Annotated in this window: 15 protein-coding genes and 1 pseudogene; 6 read left to right on the top strand and 10 right to left on the bottom strand. The window is 59.9% G+C overall.

Features of this window, described 5'->3' with window-relative positions; all coding sequences use genetic code 11:
* Positions 1-267: 267 nt before the first annotated feature.
* Genes RlegSU303_RS26345 through RlegSU303_RS26355 form a run of 3 tightly spaced genes read right to left on the bottom strand, consistent with a single transcriptional unit; the run spans position 268 to position 2,742 of the window.
* Complete coding sequence (locus RlegSU303_RS26345) at positions 268-852, bottom strand: TadE/TadG family type IV pilus assembly protein (protein ID WP_131718356.1); 585 nt, start codon at positions 850-852, stop codon at positions 268-270.
* A gap of 1 nt (position 853) precedes the next feature.
* A complete protein-coding gene (locus RlegSU303_RS26350) occupies positions 854-1,384 on the bottom strand; it encodes a TadE/TadG family type IV pilus assembly protein (protein WP_131718355.1) in 531 nt (176 codons plus the stop codon).
* Positions 1,381-2,742, bottom strand: a complete 1,362-nt coding sequence (locus RlegSU303_RS26355; protein WP_131718354.1) for a TadE/TadG family type IV pilus assembly protein — start codon at positions 2,740-2,742, stop codon at positions 1,381-1,383. The genes RlegSU303_RS26350 and RlegSU303_RS26355 overlap by 4 nt, the downstream gene beginning before the upstream one ends.
* Before the next feature lie 714 nt (positions 2,743-3,456).
* Here RlegSU303_RS26355 and RlegSU303_RS26360 point away from each other — a divergent pair.
* From RlegSU303_RS26360 to RlegSU303_RS26370, 3 genes are all read left to right on the top strand, one after another.
* Positions 3,457-3,870: a hypothetical protein gene (locus tag RlegSU303_RS26360; RefSeq protein ID WP_131718353.1), complete on the top strand. Its 414-nt coding sequence runs from the start codon at positions 3,457-3,459 to the stop codon at positions 3,868-3,870.
* 66 nt (positions 3,871-3,936) lie between these two features.
* Complete coding sequence (locus RlegSU303_RS26365; RefSeq protein ID WP_231283896.1) at positions 3,937-4,092, top strand: hypothetical protein; 156 nt, start codon at positions 3,937-3,939, stop codon at positions 4,090-4,092.
* 218 nt (positions 4,093-4,310) lie between these two features.
* Positions 4,311-5,030 (top strand): Crp/Fnr family transcriptional regulator, encoded by a 720-nt coding sequence (locus tag RlegSU303_RS26370; protein WP_131718352.1) that lies wholly within the window; start codon positions 4,311-4,313, stop codon positions 5,028-5,030.
* A 358-nt stretch (positions 5,031-5,388) separates the two neighbouring features.
* Here RlegSU303_RS26370 and RlegSU303_RS26375 read toward each other — a convergent pair whose 3' ends face one another.
* The 6 genes from RlegSU303_RS26375 to RlegSU303_RS26400 all read right to left on the bottom strand — a co-directional run bounded on the left by RlegSU303_RS26375 (position 5,389) and on the right by RlegSU303_RS26400 (position 15,951).
* Entirely contained in the window at positions 5,389-5,883 is a 495-nt protein-coding gene (locus RlegSU303_RS26375; protein ID WP_131718351.1) for a YciE/YciF ferroxidase family protein, read from the bottom strand.
* Between the two features lie 22 nt (positions 5,884-5,905).
* Positions 5,906-6,820, bottom strand: a complete 915-nt coding sequence (locus RlegSU303_RS26380) for a PhnA-like protein (RefSeq protein ID WP_131718350.1) — start codon at positions 6,818-6,820, stop codon at positions 5,906-5,908.
* Positions 6,821-7,009: 189 nt separating this feature from the next.
* Positions 7,010-9,304: a glycosyltransferase family 4 protein gene (locus RlegSU303_RS26385; protein ID WP_131718349.1), complete on the bottom strand. Its 2,295-nt coding sequence runs from the start codon at positions 9,302-9,304 to the stop codon at positions 7,010-7,012.
* Positions 9,301-12,543, bottom strand: a complete 3,243-nt coding sequence (locus tag RlegSU303_RS26390; protein ID WP_131718348.1) for a glycosyltransferase — start codon at positions 12,541-12,543, stop codon at positions 9,301-9,303. Before RlegSU303_RS26390 ends, RlegSU303_RS26385 begins: the two co-directional genes overlap by 4 nt.
* A complete protein-coding gene (glf, locus tag RlegSU303_RS26395; protein ID WP_131718476.1) occupies positions 12,536-14,893 on the bottom strand; it encodes a UDP-galactopyranose mutase in 2,358 nt (785 codons plus the stop codon). The genes RlegSU303_RS26390 and glf overlap by 8 nt, the downstream gene beginning before the upstream one ends.
* A 62-nt stretch (positions 14,894-14,955) precedes the next feature.
* Positions 14,956-15,951 (bottom strand): glycosyltransferase, encoded by a 996-nt coding sequence (locus RlegSU303_RS26400; protein ID WP_131718347.1) that lies wholly within the window; start codon positions 15,949-15,951, stop codon positions 14,956-14,958.
* Between the two features lie 127 nt (positions 15,952-16,078).
* On the opposite strand from RlegSU303_RS26400, the gene RlegSU303_RS26405 reads away from it, so the two are divergent.
* Positions 16,079-16,648 (top strand): hypothetical protein, encoded by a 570-nt coding sequence (locus RlegSU303_RS26405; RefSeq protein ID WP_131718346.1) that lies wholly within the window; start codon positions 16,079-16,081, stop codon positions 16,646-16,648.
* Here the strand turns inward: RlegSU303_RS26405 and RlegSU303_RS26410 are convergent.
* On the bottom strand, positions 16,604-16,957 hold the full coding sequence (locus RlegSU303_RS26410) for a MarR family transcriptional regulator (RefSeq protein WP_131718345.1): 354 nt from the start codon (positions 16,955-16,957) through the stop codon (positions 16,604-16,606). The two genes, RlegSU303_RS26405 and RlegSU303_RS26410, sit on opposite strands and share 45 nt — an antisense overlap.
* 91 nt (positions 16,958-17,048) lie before the next feature.
* Between RlegSU303_RS26410 and RlegSU303_RS26415 the strand changes: the two genes are divergently transcribed.
* Together RlegSU303_RS26415 and RlegSU303_RS26420 are read left to right on the top strand one after the other, a co-directional pair.
* Positions 17,049-17,591 carry a hypothetical protein gene (locus RlegSU303_RS26415; protein ID WP_131718344.1) on the top strand — a complete coding sequence of 181 codons (543 nt, stop codon included), beginning with the start codon at positions 17,049-17,051 and terminating at the stop codon, positions 17,589-17,591.
* Between the two features lie 3 nt (positions 17,592-17,594).
* A pseudogene (locus tag RlegSU303_RS26420) lies at positions 17,595-17,960 on the top strand (transglycosylase SLT domain-containing protein); the annotation flags it as partial.
* Positions 17,961-18,013: the final 53 nt, after the last annotated feature.

Below are 18,013 nucleotides of genomic sequence, written 5' to 3' on the forward strand. Positions count from 1 at the left end.
TGACAGGCGGGGTTGCCGCCTTCTCCAGAACCTCGCCAGCGACTATGCACCCGACAGGCTCCGGGTCAATGCCGTCTGCCCCAAAGCCGGGTATGAGCGGCGGTCGGACGATTGCCGTTCTCCACAAAGTCGCGGAAGCCGTGGTTGGAAAGGGTCGGTCGAGCTAGGTGGCTGCATGCCGGACCGATGGAAACGGTCGATCCGTAGAGGTTACAGTGATAATCGCAGCTGCGCGGGCCTCCGGCCCATTTCGACAAACCCTGGAGCTCAATTGTAAGTGATCTTGTCGCCGACCCTCGGGCGATTGAAGTAATGGCGATCGAAGCTGTAGCCATTCTGCCCCGTGAAGTTTGAAAAGAACGCCGAGACCGGCGTCGTCAATGTGTACTGCACCCTGGTCAGCACGACCTGCACGCCATCATCCTGGATCTGCGAAGGGACCTCGATTGCGCTCGCCGCGCCGGAGTTAAGGGCCGAGGTGTTGAGTGCTGCAGACCAGTTGACCGTCGCGTTGCCGCTCTTGGTGATATCGTCCACCGCGACGATGATCGTCAGCCCTGTCGTCTCATAGGGCTGCAGGATGAAGCTGGCGCCGGAGAGAAGCTTGGCGACATCGGACTTCGTCCAGGAACCCTGCTGCGAAATCATGTCGCCGGTGGAAGAGGCGATCTCATCTATCTTCCGGCTGACTGTGAGTGCATGGCCGAGATCGACGGTGCCGAACAGGAGCATCACCAGGATCGGCAACACCAGCGCGAATTCCACGCCCGAAGCGGCCGACCGGTCGCGCAGGAGATGGCGGGCGCGGGATCGGGCGAAGCGGAAGAAGGACAGGCTCCGTTTCATGATCATGTCAGAAAGGCTCGTTGCGGAACAGAACGGAAGATCCGAGCAGGTAGCGGCCGTCCGAAAGCTGGGCGCTCGACAGGCTGAAGAAATTGACGACGGCTTTCCATGGCAGGAACGTCTGAACCAGGATGTAGTCGCTGCCCTTGCCGATATCATAGGTCTCGGTGACTGCGAGATTGCCGCTGGCGTCGATGGGGTCGGTGCTGGCGGCGGACGAGAGGTCGGAAAGCACGATCACCTTGACCAGCAGATCGCTGGAGCAACTGAACGAGAGAAGCATGTCGTTGCAGATTCTGGCCTTGAAATCGGCCAGCGTGATGTTGGAGGACGCAACCTCGCCGGTGCGGATCATCCGGGAGATCTTGTGCACCGAAGCGTCCAGCGCCGAGTTGACGAAGAACATCAGCGACACTTCGATAATGCCGAATATCATGATGAAGAGCGGTAGAGCCAGGATCGCAAATTCGATCGCAGCGACCCCTTTGCGATCGCCAAGCAGACGGCGCAGCGATGCGAAGCGTTTTTCTCGTCTCATTGGGTCAGCCGGACGGATGCGAGATATTGCGTGAAAAGCGCCGACAGGCCTGCGGTAATCTCGGTCGACGACGACGCGGATAGAAACAGGCTCTTGGTAGATGCGCAGTCGGAGAGCGCATAGGGGATGTAGTCGCGTCTCGTGATGCTGGTCGACACGCCGCTTTGCATAGTGCCGCCGTAGGTGCTCTTCCAGCTGGCGCTTGCCATGGTCGAGCCGACGGTTGCGTTGTAACCCCAGTCCGAGGTGATCGGCAGGTATTCGGTGTAAAGAACCGCCATGGTGGCGGACTGGTTTTTGACGTAGGCGCACCAGTCCGGATTGAGAGGCGCCACCTTGTTCCAGTATGCTCCGTACGTGGCCTTTCCGTTTTTCCATGTCACCTTGTCGGTCACCCATTCGCGCTGCGACTGGACGCCGTCCGTCAGCAGGAGAACCAGCTTGAGCGGCGAGCCCGAGGAGGCTCCGTCCCCGCCGGTGCCGACTTTCTGCTTGAGCGTCGCAAGCGACACGTCAAAATAGGTGGCTGCCTTCGAGGTCGCGCTGGTAAGGCCGTAACTTGCGTCCGCAAGGCGATTGCGCGCCGTGTCAGTGCTCAGCGTCGGGGTCAGAACTTCCGTGAGGGTATCACCAAGGCTGTATAATCCGACCTTGATGCGTTGATGATTGCTGTCGGACGTGTCGATCATGTCGAGCACGTCTCTGACGGCGTCACCGGCAACATCGGCGCGCAGCTTTATGTTCTTGGCTGTGCTGTATTCGTAATTGTTGGCGTATTTCGTCTTGCCGATAGTGTGTGAATCACCCGTGTGGCAGGCGAACTGGCATCCAATGCCGGAATACATGGCCGACTGGCCGGCAGTTGTTGCCGCCAGAAGCATCGATGGCGATGTGTCGATGACGATATAGACGTTAAGATAGGAGGTGGCCGGCCCCTTGACGGCGCTTGCCACGCTGACGTCAACCGTGTCGATGTTGGCGATCTTCATCAGCGTCGTCGGAACCGTGCCGCTGGCCGTCGCCGTGATCTTATGGTTCGATGTATCGATGTCGATGTCGCCAAGCGTATAGCTGTTTTCCACCTGCGCGTGGAACCAGTCTGCAACCTTTTCCTTGAGGGCGTCGGTGTCGTCGGTATCGATCTCTTTGACTGCGGCGATCAGGGCCGTGTCGAGGTCGCTCTGCATCCTTTGCCGGACATTGTAGGTACGAACGTAGTCAAAGCTCGCACCGACTGCGACGATCATCGGCACCAGGGTGAGAGCAACGACGATCGCGACATTGCCGCCCCTGTCCCTTCCGAGGCCGCGCAGGGCTTCGAAGGCCCGAGTAAGTGAAAGTGAAAGACCCAAGCGCAAAACAGCCACCGCCACATAAAGTCATACTTATGTGCAAGAAGTGTCCAAACTGTTTAAGTCTCTGTTAATTTATAAGTTTTCCGGGAAAATGCTGACTGTCGAATCCGTGTTTCCTGCGCAAATCGTATATGTCTGCGAGTTATGGATATCGCGAGTTGATAGAGAAGCCGTCTCACGCTGCTGGACTAGCAACGTCGACCGCCGCGCGGGTCTAGATATCGCCTTCATGAGATGACACCCGGGCGGATCTTTGGTCTTCGTAAGTTGGGACGAACCCGCTAGCTTCTCCAGACGCGCGGCCTCGGCTCAGTAACCGTCGACGGTCTTGCCACCGCGCAGCAAGCCTCGCATTCTATCGCGGCGGCTGGCTCTACGGCCGTCACGGGCTCTATGTTCTAGACACTGTGCATAAGACCATGGACAAGGACGGTGACGTAAAGCAGGAATGCGATGGCCGCCACTGCACGATCAAGGCAGATCGGGACGACGACCACGAGCTTTCCGCCTCGAACCGTGCCGCCACGCTCTTTCCGGTCCGCGTGCTCCTCTTGGCCAAACGCCGCCCAGCGCGGCAAGACGTTCATGTTCTCAGACTAAGCGGAACTGGTTGGGAAGCTGGCGTAACGCTTGCTTGGCCGGGCTCCTTTGCTACAGGCTTGCCCTCCGGCGGCACAACCCCATCTTCACCCGTGAAGCAATGTTTGGAGGACACACATGCCACCTCGTAAGCCCGGTAAATCTGCTACGCTCGAAGCCACCGCTGCGAAGATCGCCAGCCCAGTACCGAAGGGCGTCGTGGATACTGCGACGGGACAGGTCGGCGTCCCTGTCCAGCCCGATTATGATCCTCGCGAAGAACTTGGCGCCCTCCGCAGGCAGCTTGAAACGTTACAGAAGCAGGTGTCGGATGCCGCCCAGACTATCAAGGGTGGCGCGCGTGAGGCTGCGAGGCAGACGCAAGCGACGGTGAAGTTGTATCCTGTTTCGACGATGATCGCGGTCGCAGCCGCCGTCGGGGCGATCGCCTTTGCTATAGGAGGCTCCCGTTCGGCGCCGCCGCGCTCGCGTTACGACCGCGCGCTCGACGAGATGCGCGATCTTTATGACAGGGTACGAGACCGGATCTAGGTCCTCGCGGGATTGCGCTTACGGCGTTTCTCCGGCACGCTTGACTTGCAAGCGAGGGGAAAACGCATGCTCGAAATCATCATCAAGAATAATCTCGACGTCGTCGATCGCGCCGAACGCCTGATCGACGCGGCGAGGCGACTGCTGGGAGCAGGACTCGACGAGGTCGAGGCCTATAGGCTTCACGTTGAAATCGAAAAGTTGACGGAGTCGTCCTTGTGATGGACGAGGCTGCCCGGCTTCTGCGACGGACCGTCGAGCTTCGGTCAGAAATTGCCCGCTACTCGGTAGTGAATTCGACGGTCCACTGACCGTTGATCCCCTTCGGCCATTCCCTTGCGCCGGGAATTGCGTCAGGATGGGCGGCCATAGCCGAAGGCCATGTGACATGCCGAAATTCGAGCGGCTAGCGAGCGGTGCGTCATAACAGGGGTCGCAAGATGGAAGGTCAGCTGGGATGCGATAACGGCTTGATTAAACTGCTTCCAGACGAAGAGCGCCGGTCTTTCACCGAGCGCCTTGAAAGGGTTTATCTACCTAAAGGTCATCAGATCGCGCAGGCGGGAAAGCCGCTGGAAACGGTCTATTTTTTGTCGTCTGGCATCGGTTCTGTTTTGGCTGTTTCGGATAGCGGCCTGAAAGCGGAGGCCGGCATGTTTGGCCGAGAAGGATTTGCGCCCACTGCGTCATCGGTGGGGGCAAATACCAACCCTTACGACATCGTGATCCAGGTTGAAGGATTTGCACATCGCCTTCCAGTCGGGCTGTTTCAGGAAATCGTTGCCGACAATGGAGTTTTTGCAGACCTGTTGTCTCGCTACCTCTATGTCTTTGCAGCGCAGGTGGCCTATACCGCCCTTGCAAATGCAGCATTCAAAATCGATCAACGTTTAGCGAGATGGCTCTTGATGTGCCACGATCGTCTTGTAACGGACAATATGCCCATCACGCACCAGTTTATTTCCTTGATGCTGGCCGTCCGACGGCCAAGCGTGACCACCGCCTTGCATATGTTGGAGGGAGAGGGGCTAATTCGGTCGGACCGTGGACGCGTTGTTCTCAGAGACCGACCGGGACTGGAGGAATATTCCGCGGGGTCCTATGGGCAGCCTGAACACGAGTACCGGGCATTGCTGCAAGCGCGCTACGCGCAGCCCTAGAGTAACCCACTCCCACCATACGGCCCATCACCGCGCATGCATTGCAGCTTCAGCGACTGACGCTAAGGGCTGGTTTCCATTCGATCAAAGGGCGCCGAATCTCCGGGAGGATCAGGTCGTCCCCTGACGCCCTCTACGCATGAGCCTACGGCAAAGCAGAGGGGGCTCCCATCATCGCGGTTGTGCGTGGCAAGGACTAACGGTCGCCGTGCCGCCGCTGCACGTGGCCACATCTGGCGCCGGTTTCGAAGCAGATCCGTTGTTTTCCTTGCTGATATTCTCGGCGATATTTAACCCGACAGATTTTGAGTGAGTCTGCTTCCTCAGGCGCGCGCCTATGCGGCGCGCGCGCGAGCTTTCATGCGGCAGCTGCATTGACCGCGGTTTCGGCGATTTCTGATAGTAGCTCGTCGGTCGACTCTTCTTCGTCGAGTGTCTGGCCGAGAAGCTCGGCAACCTCGTCCTGGCCGAGCGTCCTTGCCCAAGAAAGCATGGTGCCATAGCGGCTGATTTCGTAATGCTCAATCGCTTGGGCGCCGGCTAGAAGGCCGGGGTCAAGAGCGGGGGTTCCCTTAAACTCTTCCATCATCTCCTTCCCTTCCTCGATCATTCCGAGGATGGCACTACAGGTTTTCTGCTTCGCTGGCTGGCCAATCAGTTCAAAGATCTGTTCCAAACGTTCGACCTGGCCCTCGGTTTGCTCCCAATGGGTCTGGAAAGCCTGCTTGAGGTCAGGAGACCGGGCCGCTTCTGCCATTTTCGGCAAGGCGGTTAGGATCTGATTTTCCGCAAAGTAAATGTCCTTGAGGGTTTCGTAGAGAAGATCGCTGAGATTTTTCGGTTCGATAGACATGATATTTCCTTTCCGGTGGTGATTAAAGCCGTTGGGTGGAAGTGTGTTCTTCGACAAGCAAAGCGGGCTTGGTGCCGGCCGTGCCGCCGAACCAGGCTGCGATTGCGCCGAGCATGAGCGCGAGGAAACCCAGGAGCGCACCCCGTGACACGACTTTCGTCGCCGTCTGGGCTGCGGCCAACGCTTGCTGTTTTGCCTCTTCGACCGAAGCTTTGTAGCTGGCCTCGTATTCATCCACCTTCGCCCGTGCCTGATCGACTGGGATGTTCTGGGCCTTGGCCAGCGCCTCGGCGGCACGTGTTTTGGCATCGTCTATCTTCGACTGATCGCCGGTGGCAACCGCCGTCATGGCCGAGACCGCTGCAGTCTGCAGAGCCGCAGGATCGTTGCCTCCGCTGGCATTTCTGATCTGCTGTTCGATGGTGCCCATCGGGTCGGTTGCTGTGGCCAACGCCGGAGCGGCCGCGGTCGCAGCCGTTGCGACCGTCTGGCCAACTCCGCCGACGATACTCGACAGGCCGCTGAACGCACCGCCGACGAGCGAACCCACCGACGTTGTCAGAAGAAAGAGAACGACAAGCGTGGTCACGGCCCAGGTTGTGACCCCGTGATAGCCGCCCGTGGATTTGCTTGGTCTGCCGGAAAGCCTCGCGGCAACATAGGCACCGATGAAGGATGCGATGATGCCGGCGACGACGAACCAGATGCCGCCGACAATCGAGAACGTGCTGGCCGCGGGATTGTCCGAGGTCGCCGGATCGAGGACAGCCGCACCAATGCCAACGCCGAGCAGATTTAGAAGGAGCTGTGTGGCAAGAGCGACAACGACACCGGCAAACACGGCTCCCCATGCGATGTTGGTGAATGATGTCGTTAGGGAAGGATCGAAAGTATGTGCGACGTCGCCGGGTATTCGGTTGGTGGCGAGTTTTGACATGGATTGAACTCCTTTGAGTTCTCGAGTGCGTGGTGACGTCGTACTCACGCGTCGAGGAATTGTTCCCGCAGAACCAATTTATCTTATGGCGCGCAGGGCGGCTTGATCAGAACCGCTGTCCTGCCTCGCGGTCGGCGCATGACGAGAAGTGGGTCGTTCGCGCGTACGGCTAAATCAGCCGTCCCGTTCTCATCGGGCGGTGGCCGGACGGACTTTTGGCCGACTCTGATCAGTTGCGAAAGGCATCTCAGCCCCCGCCGCTTGAATAGCGGCCGCCAGCGGCGCGTAGGCAGTTCGTCCGGAAGCCGTGACCTCGGTCGAAAAAAGGCCATTTGCGCACTGGCGGCCATTGTCCCAGCCCGGATGATCTACGATCGGATAGAGGCATAGTCCCTCCAGCGGAACGCCAGACTGCATTGCCAGGGAAGCTTGGCCAACAACATATTCGAACCAAGTCGCGCGTCGCTCATTCTCGATACCAGTCTCGGCGATGAGGATCGGCCTGCCGTATCGCGCGAAAGTCTCTCGCAAAATCTCGTTGAGGGGCTTGTATAGCGCGTGCCCGATGTCGATCGGCGTGCTCCCATGAATCCACTGGTTGTTGAAGTAATAATTCACGCCGATGATGTCGAGATAGCGCTCGCTTCCCCCGATCTGTGGCCACAACCGACCGCTGATGAGATCCCACGCCTGGTATTGCGATTGGCGGTGACCTTCGGCAATGCCTCTGTCTTCGGGCCGTGAGGGATGCGCGGTGACATTGATCACCGGCTCGCAGTGAACGAAGCGCGCCCGTTGGTCGACTGAACTGATTTCGTCCATCGCGGCGATTGCGGCGCGCGCCAGCTGCACTTTCAATTCGAAGCCCCGGCCATTGGCAAACGGATTGAGATAGCCGGCATCGCCGCCGCCCCAGGAGAAAAACGAGATCTCATTGACTGGGCAATAAAAGGGAACGCTGTCACACTCCTCGCGCACCAGCTTTGCGCAAGCGCGCGCGAACGCGGCGAAGCGATCGACAAAACGCGGCGACCAGATGTCGAGATCGTCCGGCCAGCCATAATGCAGCAGATCCCAGATGACCTGCGTGCCGGTCAGCGCGGCCGCCCGTATCATCGGTCGCACGCTCGACCAGTCATAGCCACCGGATTTCTCGATCAGGTGCCATCTAAAACCGTCGCGCACTGTGCGGATCCCCAGGCCTTGAAGTTGACGGTAGTCCTCTTCGGCGTAGCGATCGTGGCTGACGGCGGCAATCATGTCGAGACGGCGGCCCTTGGCCTCACCTTCCCGCGCCCGAAGCCGATGGGTTGAGCATTCGAAACCGCCCTGCAGAAAAGACCGGAACAGTCCGGTCGGACCGGCCGCCTTTCCCTTGCCGCAGACATCCGCCAGCAGCTGCTCCCACTGCGGCAAAACCGCCTCGACTGAATAGGTGGTCTCGACCTTCCGCCGCAATGCGGCGCCAAGTGCCTGCCGACGTCGCGTGTCCTGCAACAGAGCGATCATCTGTCCGGCCACGGCGGCGGCATCCCGATAAGGGACGAACAGACCAGATACGTGGTCGTCAATCTGCTGCTGCGCGCCGTTGTCGGGCGTTGCGATCACAGGGAGGGCTGCAGCACCGGCCTCTGCAATGACATGCGGCATGCCTTCGCCGCTTGAAAGCCAGGCGAAGATATCGAATGACGCCATGAGGGCAGGGATATCCTTTCGGTCGCCCAGAAACTGAAGCACACCGCCGAGCCCATGTTGGGCCGCCAAGGCCTTGAGTTTTATCGCATAGTCCGGCACGAAGGCGTCGGGTCCGCCAACGATCGCGAACCTCGCATGCTTGGCCGCGATGCTTACCAGAGCAGCGGCTTCGATGAAGTCCTCGACGTTCTTCTTGGGGTCGAGCCGGCCGACCCAGCCAATCAGAACCTCGTCCTCGGCAATCCCCAGAGCCCTGCGGGTCGGTCCCCGCAGTGTCGGATCGAACGCTGAGAGGTCGACCATCGAGGGAATCTCCAGCGCATCATGCTCGCGTCCCGACATCCGCGATGCGGCGGCGTCGCGGATGGAACGGCAGACGCCGACGTAGCGTTTCGTCAAATGTTTGGGGCCGGCCAGTGCTTCAGAAACGAGCCCGCCATGCTCGATCAGCGGCGGGCGAAGATGCAGGCGCTCCAGCGCAGGATAGATATCCGCGACGTTCTGACAGGAGATGACGACGTCGTAGCTCGAGATTTTCCCGGCAAGGTAGCCGACGGTGTCGGTAAACGACAAATCGTAGGGCGTAGTGTCGACGTCGATCCCGAGCGAGCGGAGCTGTACATGGGTCTGCTCGGGCATGCCGGGCTTTTTGAAGCAGGCCACGACGTCGATGCGGTAACGGCGGCGATCAAGGTGTTTGGCCAGCAGCCGCACTTCGGTCTCCTCCCCGCCGACGACCAGCCACGCGAAGACGAAGAGGATCCGGATGGGCGTCGGTTCGATGGTCATTCGCCAACCTTGAAGACGACCTGCAGAAACTCCGGTCGGTTCTCGACCAGATCGGCGAGGAAGGATGGTGCCTCGTCGATTGGGACGACGTGGGTAACCATGTGCTCACGGATCGTTGTTCCGTCCGAGGCAAGGAGGTCGACCGTCGCACGCGCAAGTCGGCGTCGATCCCAGAGAGGAGCGAGCCCGCGAGGAACGCGGTTGATTTGAGCGCACCGTATGTTCAGGCCATTGTGGTGGAATTCCTCGCCAAGCCGCAAGGCATCCGCCCCGTGCTGGTAGAAGGCAAGATCAATCACGGTACCCTGCGGCCGCAGAGCTTTGAGCGCCGTGTGCAGACTGCCGGGATGAGCTCGTGTCTGAAACGCGAGATCGGCGCCGCGTCCCATCGTCCCGTCGTGCCAGCGAGCCTTGGCATGCTGCCAGGCCTGATCTTCCCTCATCGCCGTCAGCCCCATCGCCTCGGCCTTTTTCCGGCGAAAGTCGGACGGGTCGCTGATCACCACCTCGGAGGCGCCGAGCACGCGGGCAAAGAGTGCCGTCATCAGACCGACGGTGCCGGCCCCGAGAACGATCACCGGACGGCCGGCGACACCCGCACCGAGTGCAGGGACATTCGCCCCGAACGTTTCCGCGTCGGCATGGAGGATCCCGTTGGCGGCGATCGGCCCCATCTGGGCGACAAAGATGCCGAGCAGGGGATCGAGCCCTGGGGGCATCTCGACCAGGAGATCGTGAAACGGGTCTGCCGTATGGCCGGTCTTATGACCATAACTCGCCGCAAGCACCGCGCCCTCGGGAAAGCCACGTGCACGGGACTGCGAAACGCGCGCGACCTCCATGTAGCCGAGGAATGGTATAGGATAGTGCAGGTCGGGCTCGCTTTCGATGAAGACGCCGCGCCCGCCTTCGAAGCGGGAACGGAAATATGGATTGGTGTTCTTCAGGAAGGTCAGTTCGGTGCCCGCAGACAGGCCAGTGAACAGCGTGTCAAGTCGCAAGTGGCCGTCGGCCGGCGGGCCTTCCTCATAGTCGAAGAAATAGGCCCGGCCCGGCGCCTCGACGCCAAGCGAGCGTATCTTGCGATGGCCTGGTGGAAGCCCGTGCGGTGCCGGCGGCCGCGGTTGCCTCTGCAGCGGCGCTGGTTGATCCCGTCTTATCCCGGAAGGGTCGAGGTGCACGACCGACCCACTGCGGGCCGAGGACACCACGGCAAGGGCGAGGCGGTGGGTTGCCACAGCATCGCCATAGGGGCACCGGATGCGGTTTTCACCACCGCGCACGGCATCGATAAAATCGCGGTCCTCGCGCCAGACCGGATCACCGTCGGCGGCGCGCACGGGGCGTCCTCGTCCTACATCGACCATGATCTCCCGGTCGGTCAGCTCGATCGCCAGCTTATCTGCAAAAACGTGCAGGCCGACCCGATGGCTCCAGCCGAGAAGACAGGTGGAAGCTATATTGGCGACCACGCCCGTTTCAAAGGTGAGGCTTGCCGTCGTCACCGTCGGTACGTCCAGGCCTGGAAATTCCGGTCTGTCCTTATAGCCGGCGCGCCCGTAGACCTCGGTGACGTCTCCGATGAGCCACCGGACGAGATCGAGGAGATGGGTTGCCTGTTCGACCATCTGACCGCCCGATTTGCCCTCTTTCCACCACCATTTCGGCGGGGGTGTCGAGTCGAGCCAGTAGCCTGACAGAAGCTGGGCGGGATTGTCCGCCAACAGGCTTTTGGCCTCGTCGACGATATCGAGATACCGCCAATGATAGCCGACAGCCGTTACGAGGTTGGCGTTGGCTACGCCCGCAGCGATGTCTTCGGCCTGCGCCAGGCCCAGCGACACCGGCTTTTCGACAAAAAACGGCATGTGGCGCTGGATGAGATCGCGCTCGGGCTCGCCATGGGCAAAAGGTGGAATGCAGATATAGACCGCATCAAGCTGTTGGCTATCGAGCATTTCGCGATGATGGCCAAATGATCTCGCCCCAAATCGCATCGCCGCCTCGTCGGCCCGGCCAAGATCGGGGTCGGCAAAAGCCACGAGTTCGACATCGTCGAAGCTCGCCAGAATGTCCAGGTGCCGGCGGGCGATACCGCCGACACCGATGAAGCCCAGCCGTGTTTTTTCCATGGAACTGTCCTTTTGTATTTGATGCTTCGGCTGGCTGAGGAACCGCTCGTAGACGGCCCCGGTTTCCGCAGCCATTCGAAAGACGGAAAAGTCCCGTTTGAAACGCTCAAGGCCGGCCAGGCCGCTTGCCACCAGACGATGAGGATTGGCGAGTGCGTGATTGATGACTGCGGCGATCGCCGCTGGATTGCCCGGCTCGGTGAAATAGGGATGACCATCACCTAGCGCCTCCACCGTCCCGCCAATGCGAGTTGCAATGACGGGCACGGCAAGCGACATGGCCTCCAGAACCGCCAGCGGAAGGCCCTCGAAATGCGATGTAAGAATGAAGAGATCAGCGATTGCCATGAGCTCGGCGACATCGGATCTGTGCCCCAGAAACTGGACGTGATCGCCCACGTCCAACTCCGTCACCAGGGCACTGACGCGCTCTTCTTCGGGGCCTGTCCCAACAAGAAGCAAGACAACGGAAGGATTGTCCTCCAAGACGGCCGGCAAGGCGCGCACCAGCGACGCCTGGTCTTTCTGCTCGGTGAAACGCGCGACCGTCAAGAGGACGGTCTTTCCGACAAGGCCGAGTTCCTGCGAAAAATCGGTGGCGGATCGCACGGGCACAAGCGGAAATATGCCGTTTCGAACCACCGTCAAACGCGAGGGCGCGACCTGTGCCTCCCGGAAGCTTTGACGTGAGGCTTCGGAAACGACGATGATATGCGCCAATTTCTCGGTTTCGCGTCGATAACGCTCGATTTGTTCCGGGTCATTGAGAAGATATGGAAGGTGCTCGGTGCGTATGATTGGGATGGCGCGGGCATCGGCGGCCGCTGCCAGACCGTGCCCTTCCCATCCGATCCCTGCGTGGACGTGCAGGATATCGACGCTGGACCTCGACAACCACTCGTGAAACTCGCCGGTATCCTGGATCAGTTTGACCGCAAGCCCGCAGCGCGCGGCGCGCGCCAACAAGCCCGTTCGAGCCTCGGACATCACTGCGATGGTGACATTCCAGCGGTCACTCAAACCGCGGCCGAGCGCGAGCATGTGTTCGCCCATCCCGGAGGGATTGAAGCTGTCGGTTGCCAGAAGGACGTGGGCCTTCCTAATCATGCTGGACGCCGGCGAGGGCTCTGCTGGCTCCATGGCGATCCCGCAGGCGCCGGTATGTCGCCAGCGCCTGGGCGACGACCTGATCCATATTGTAGTACTTGTAGGTGCCAAGCCTCCCGACGAATGTGACGTCGTCGCGCGTACGCGCCAGGGTTTCGTATTGTTTGTAAAGCGCCTGGTTTTCCGGGCGCGGGATCGGATAGTAGGGCTCTCCCTCGGCGCTCGCATATTCATAGCTGATACTAGTCCTCGGATGGACCTGGCCGGTCAGGTGCTTGTATTCCGTGACGCGCGTATAGGCCACGTCCTCCGACGGGTAGTTTATGACGGCGACCGGCAACAGACGCCGCACATCATGCGTTTCGTGGGTGAACTTGAGACTGCGATAGGGCAGACGCCCAAAGCAGTGGCCGAAGTATTCGTCGATGGGACCCGTGAAGATGGTATGATCAGCCAGGCCCTCACGCCTGAGATCGGCGAAATCGGTGCCGACCATCACCGTGATATTGTCATGGTTCAGCATCCGTTCGAACATGCGGGTGTAGCCGCCAACCGGCATGGCCTGAAAGCGATCCAGGAAGTAGCGGTCATCGGTATTGGTCCGGGTCGGGATACGAGCCGTCACCGAGCGGTCAAGTTCGGACGGATCGAGCCCCCACTGCTTGCGAGTGTAGCCCTCGAAGAAGGTCCGATAGAGCTCCGCTCCAACCTGCGATATCACCACGTCGCGCGATGTCTTCACCGGATCGCAAGGCTCCGCACGGTCCGCCAAAAAACGCGCCGCCTCGGCGTCACTGGTCAGATCGATGTTGTAGAGCGCATTCAGTGTCGTGCGATTGATCGGGATCGGAAGGCGCAGATCGCCGACCTGGGCAAGCACCCGATGTTCGTAGGGCCGCCATGCCGCAAAGCGGGAAAGATAGGCAAAGACATCCTCGCTGTTGGTATGGAAGATGTGCGGGCCATATTTGTGAACCAGGATCGCCGCCTCATCATAGTGATCGTAGGTGTTGCCGCCGATATGGGGCCGTCTGTCGCAGACAAGGACCCTCTTGCCGCCGTCGGCAGCGAGCCGCTCGGCAAGAACCGACCCGGCAAATCCTGCGCCGACGATCAGATAGTCGTAGGTATCCGAAGGCGCCCTGCGCGAAGTTCCGACGCGAAATCGTTCGGGAAGGGTGGCCGAAACGATTTTTTGCGCTGCCGCCTGTTCGACAAGCGCGGACATTCTGCGAAAGGTACTATCCCATGACGATTGCGCCAGAACCCCGTCCACCACTTCCAACCACGCCGTGTCGGAGCGGGACAACAAGAGCGCGGCGTCGCAGGCTTCCGCGAAGGCCTCGGCGCCGTTTGCCAACAACACCCCCGGCACGTCGCCGTAACCTCGCACGACATCGACGATCTGGGTTCCAACCACCGGCCGGCCGGCGGCGAGATATTCGGGAGTCTTGGTGGGGCTGATGAAGCGCGTGGCCTCGTTCAGCGCGAACGGCATCAGCGCAGCCTGCCAACCCGAAAGATACGCGGGAAGATCGGCATAGGCCTTCTGTCCGAGATAATGGATATTCGCGCCATGGGGTAGATCATCCGGCGAAATCTTTACGATTGGGCCCAGGAACACGAAAGAAAGGTCAGGCCGGGCCAATGCGACACTGCCGACCAGGTCGAGGTCGAGCCTTTCGTCAATCACCCCATAGTATCCGAGACGAGGATGAGGAATACCCGCCTGGTCGGGTGGATCGGGCAAAGGGCATCGGGCGGCGCGGAAGTGATGCGTATCGACCCCCGACGGGAACGGATGGATATTGTCGTGTTGGTCCCGTCTTGCCTCATAGAGGCTGAGACCGCCGGTAAAAACGACATCGGCACAGGCCATCAGGGCCCGCTCTGAGGCGTTGAGATTGGCCGGCGCGAATTTGAAGTTCGCGAGTTCGTCCATGCAATCATAGACAACCGCGACGGCGTCGACATGCCGGGCAAAGCCAAACATCAGCGGTGTATAGAACCAAAGGATCGGACGTTTGGCGCCGTGGAGCCAAATCAGTTCGTCCAGCAGTCTGCCAAGAGCGGCTTCTCGATCGACCTCGTTCCACCAATGTGGGATCCGCGGACGGACCGCCTTGACGCTCGTTCCTTCGAAGGGATGAATCTCCAGATAGGCGAAATGGTGGTCGGTGGGGATGAATTCCTCGAAATAGAAGACCGACCGCTCGCGCGAAAACCGTTCCATCAGATGCTGCGGCCTCTGGAGCACAAAGTCCCATCTTAGATGCGAAAAACAAATGAGCGGCGCGTCATCCAACAAGCTATTGTCGGACAAGTGCGGGACGGAATTCAGCAGGTTCATGGAGCACCTCGCAATCACGATGACCCCGAACCGCGAATGGCGACGAATGTTCCCGTAAGGCGCTATCTGGCTGATCCGCCAAGGAAGGGCCTCAGTTTTCGCAGACTGTGCGGCCACGTCCAGTTGGCGAGCACCACATGGCGCGGGTTGAACGTCCCGAGCCGGCCCAGCATGTCGCAAATGCCTTCATGGAAGTTCTCGGGCGAGGCCACTCGACCCGTCTCCGGGGTGATAAATTGCAACCCGCAGCGCAGCTGGCTGTTGGCGAGGACGGGTATGCCCGCCAGCATGTATTCGGTCAGGATTGCCGGTGCCCCGTCATCGATGCCGCAAACCACGCCGATACGCGCTTGGTTCATCAGCCTGTTCACCTCCGCAAACGGCACGCCGGGTGGGTCGATGAAGTCGACATTGATGCCAAGTTCGCCGACCTCGCTTCGCAATGTGTCCATCATCTCGCCGTAGCCGCAGACGCAAAGGGCCCGCATCGAACGCGGAAGCTTGGCAAGCGCCTGAAACAGGATGTCGTGGCGCTTATAGGCTTGCGCGGCGGCAACGTAGATCACGTCGTAGGTCTTCGGCATGTCGATCGGCGTGAAGGTGAGTTCGGAGGCAAACTCGGGTCCGATCGGCATGATGATCGTCGGTATCGTCGGATGGCGCGACCGCACCGCCTCCGACTGCCCTTGCGATCCGGTGAGAATGAGGTCGAAGTGCCGGCCGACGTCAAAGGGAACTCGCAAGGCGGGTGCGTCGATCGAGTTGTAAATCTTGAAACTTCCGCGGCAAGCCAGCAACACGTCTTCACTCACACCGAGGCCCCAGACACAGAGGATCGACGGCGGCCCGAAGGCGGCAATGTGCCCGAGCATGTCGTTGGAAGAAAACGGCGCTTCAGACCCGTTTGCCTGAAATGCCCGGCGCATGAGGAGAGGGCTGGCGCCAGGCTGTTCAGTCGGCGGTGTCGGACCGCGCCAATGTGTCCATACTTCGGCGCAGTCCACAAGGCCGGCTTTGAGAACGGCAAGCGGCAGCCGTTCGATATAGCCGCCGATCACCTGAAGGCTTGGGCCCCGATCGGCGGGTTGAGGACGAGGTCCCCGGTTGCCGGCGAGCCACTGTTTGCGAAACCACGCCGGGGTCCGAGGCTCTACGTTTTCGCCATCGCCGTCCTGGAAGTCGCTGATGATGACTATTCGTCGTAGCGCTCTCGGCGCTGCTGGCAGTAATGGCATGGAGGTCCCGCGGCATCATGTCTGCAGCCCGAACCATGCGATCGCAAATAAGGTTCCAATTGTCGCATTGCTTCGCACCGCGCTCGAGCTGGAGCGGTCCAGGCATCTCATTGTCGTGGGCGATGGTTGCGGCTTTTCCTGCCGAGAGCAAATGCTCTTCTGTCGCTGCGGTTACGGCCGTCGTGTCCAACGGGTGCACAAGCAGATTGTCTTTAAAGCCCAGCGCGTCATTAGGAGGCTTCGTTGGCGAGTTTCCTCCGCGCCAGGCGGACGCGACAGGGATGGTGAACACAGCGATTTTGCGGTTTCTTGTTGTCGGCGAATGACAATCGAGCGCCAATGTGCCCGCACGCTCACCTTCACCCTGCATGTCATGACCCTGGCGTTGCGATGTCAACCAATTCTCGCGGCTGCAGGCATTGCGGTGATTTCTGACCAACCGACAGGCAACCAAAATAATCACTTAAAACCGCTATCATCCGGCTGCGAAAGAACTCAGTTTCTCCAGAAGCGCTTCTGAAATCTCGAACTGACGGGCCGTTCCACGTCCCATCGAATTCTTGACGATCGTCTCGTCCAGCATCCCCCGTTTGACCAGGAGATCGACCGTCTCTTTGACGCCGCTGCGAGTTAGTGCAGTAATTTCCATGATGCTGGAGAGGGTTAACTTCTGATGCGCCTGGTTCATGCTGTACAGCACCGTCATCATGCCGACCTGCTTCAGCCGTGCCTGAGGCGTCTCGTCTTCGAGTGGATGATCGAGGATTTCGTGCAGGATGAGACCTGAGAAAGCCAGATTACGCCATTGGGTTGTGAGTGCTCTTGTCATGCTCTTTTACTGTGTTATATAAATCAGTATAAACGCCTTTACGGGCAAGCCACCTCTTTCGCAATGGGATGTCCTCTGGAGGGTCGTACTCATGAAAAACCTTCTGCTCAACTCGGTCGTCGCGGCCTGCTGCATATTGCCACCCTACCTTACTTCACCTGGCCAGGCGCACGCAAATGAATGGGGCTGCGAGGTTATCCTGTGCCTTTCCAACCCAGGAGGTGCGACGCAGTTCGCGGCATGCCGGCCGCCGATCCAGAAGCTGTGGCGAGAGCTCGCCGAGGGACATTCGTTCCCGGCATGCAGCGGCGTCGGCTTTACCAGTTCGCGCCCCGGCTATGAGCCTTATTACTGCGAAACGGGTTACCGGCTGGAAACCGATTATGGTCCTCGCGGACAGGAAACTACCTGCGTGTCGACGTCCCTCCAGCCGGTGAGCAATGCATACTGCCCCAGTGTTTTTGGAGATGATCACAAATTCAACAAGGATTTGGTGCGGTCGCCACGCTGGCAGCGGGAGGAAGGGCGCCGCCAGTGCATGGGCTATTCGACGGCTCGCCCGAACGTACGCCCGCAACCCCACTATGTCGACGTCACCATCGACGGCACGGCAACGCAGCGGGTCTGGTACTGAACGATGGCCGTCACTTTCGTGGATCTCGCGCAGAACTGCGCACCCATGGTGGAGATCAGAACGCTTGCCGCGGTCATCAGTCTCGAGAGCGGCTTCAAGCCCTTCGCCATTCGTATCAACAGCGGCCCGCCGCTTGAGCGCCAGCCCGCGTCGAAAGCGGAAGCCATTGAGCTCGCGATCTCGCTTGCCGCTGATCATCAGGACACCCAGATCGGCCTTGGCGGTATCGGCATGGAAGAGTTGCGCAAGCTGAAGCTTTCGATTTCGGATGCGTTCGATCCCTGCCTGAACCTGAAGGCCACGGCTACTCTGCTCAACAGCTATTATCGCCTCGCATTGCATGCCGGCGCCGATACCACGCAGGCCGAGAAGGGGCGATGTCACGTTGTTTGATCAACGGCCGTAAAGCCGCTTGTTGGTAA

Source organism: Rhizobium sp. SU303 (genome assembly GCF_021052345.1).
GTDB classification, from domain to species: Bacteria; Pseudomonadota; Alphaproteobacteria; order Rhizobiales; family Rhizobiaceae; genus Rhizobium; species Rhizobium laguerreae.

Coding starts and splice junctions, on each gene's coding strand:
- RlegSU303_RS26345 (WP_131718356.1), bottom strand. CDS start 852: ATGATCATGAAACGGAGCCTGTCCTTCTTCCGCTTCGCCCGATCCCGC.
- RlegSU303_RS26350 (WP_131718355.1), bottom strand. CDS start 1,384: ATGAGACGAGAAAAACGCTTCGCATCGCTGCGCCGTCTGCTTGGCGAT.
- RlegSU303_RS26360 (WP_131718353.1), top strand. CDS start 3,457: ATGCCACCTCGTAAGCCCGGTAAATCTGCTACGCTCGAAGCCACCGCT.
- RlegSU303_RS26365 (WP_231283896.1), top strand. CDS start 3,937: ATGCTCGAAATCATCATCAAGAATAATCTCGACGTCGTCGATCGCGCC.
- RlegSU303_RS26370 (WP_131718352.1), top strand. CDS start 4,311: ATGGAAGGTCAGCTGGGATGCGATAACGGCTTGATTAAACTGCTTCCA.
- RlegSU303_RS26375 (WP_131718351.1), bottom strand. CDS start 5,883: ATGTCTATCGAACCGAAAAATCTCAGCGATCTTCTCTACGAAACCCTC.
- RlegSU303_RS26380 (WP_131718350.1), bottom strand. CDS start 6,820: ATGTCAAAACTCGCCACCAACCGAATACCCGGCGACGTCGCACATACT.
- RlegSU303_RS26385 (WP_131718349.1), bottom strand. CDS start 9,304: ATGACCATCGAACCGACGCCCATCCGGATCCTCTTCGTCTTCGCGTGG.
- RlegSU303_RS26390 (WP_131718348.1), bottom strand. CDS start 12,543: ATGATTAGGAAGGCCCACGTCCTTCTGGCAACCGACAGCTTCAATCCC.
- glf (WP_131718476.1), bottom strand. CDS start 14,893: ATGAACCTGCTGAATTCCGTCCCGCACTTGTCCGACAATAGCTTGTTG.
- RlegSU303_RS26405 (WP_131718346.1), top strand. CDS start 16,079: ATGATGACTATTCGTCGTAGCGCTCTCGGCGCTGCTGGCAGTAATGGC.
- RlegSU303_RS26410 (WP_131718345.1), bottom strand. CDS start 16,957: ATGACAAGAGCACTCACAACCCAATGGCGTAATCTGGCTTTCTCAGGT.
- RlegSU303_RS26415 (WP_131718344.1), top strand. CDS start 17,049: ATGAAAAACCTTCTGCTCAACTCGGTCGTCGCGGCCTGCTGCATATTG.